We start from the raw sequence: 329 nt of genomic DNA, 5'->3' as shown, positions 1-329 counted from the left end.
TGCGGAAGTCGATGGGCGCGGTGCGGCGGGATTTGGCGAGGCTGAAGAACGGCCAGGCCATCAAGTCCTGCGCGTCGCGGGCCGCAAGGTCGCCGGGGACCGAGCGGAACAGCTCAAGCTGCGTGCGCTCGGCGCTGGACCGGCCGGAGAGGGAGCGTGCAGTGGGCATCGGCGCTCAGCGGCGCACGCAATCGGTGGGGAGGCGCTTGGCGGGATAGACGACGCCGTTGCCCGGATCGGAGGTCGAGCGGCGGGTGCCGAGCGCGGCCCAGGAGTCGAGGTCGTCGATCGCATAGACGATGCGGCCGCCGAGCCTGCGGAACACGGGG

General features: G+C 72.0%; 2 pseudogenes. Both read right to left on the bottom strand.

Features of this window, described 5'->3' with window-relative positions:
- Positions 1-169 (bottom strand): annotated as a pseudogene (locus AX735_RS05225) (replication initiator protein A); the annotation flags it as partial.
- Between the two features lie 6 nt (positions 170-175).
- Positions 176-329, bottom strand: a pseudogene (locus AX735_RS05220) (helix-turn-helix transcriptional regulator); the annotation flags it as partial.

The sequence above is a fragment of the Blastomonas sp. CCH1-A6 genome, from assembly GCF_001556365.1.
Taxonomy (GTDB): Bacteria; Pseudomonadota; Alphaproteobacteria; order Sphingomonadales; family Sphingomonadaceae; genus Blastomonas; species Blastomonas ursincola.
Note: the sequence above shows the minus strand (reverse complement) of the source record. Positions and strands in the feature narration are given on the sequence as shown.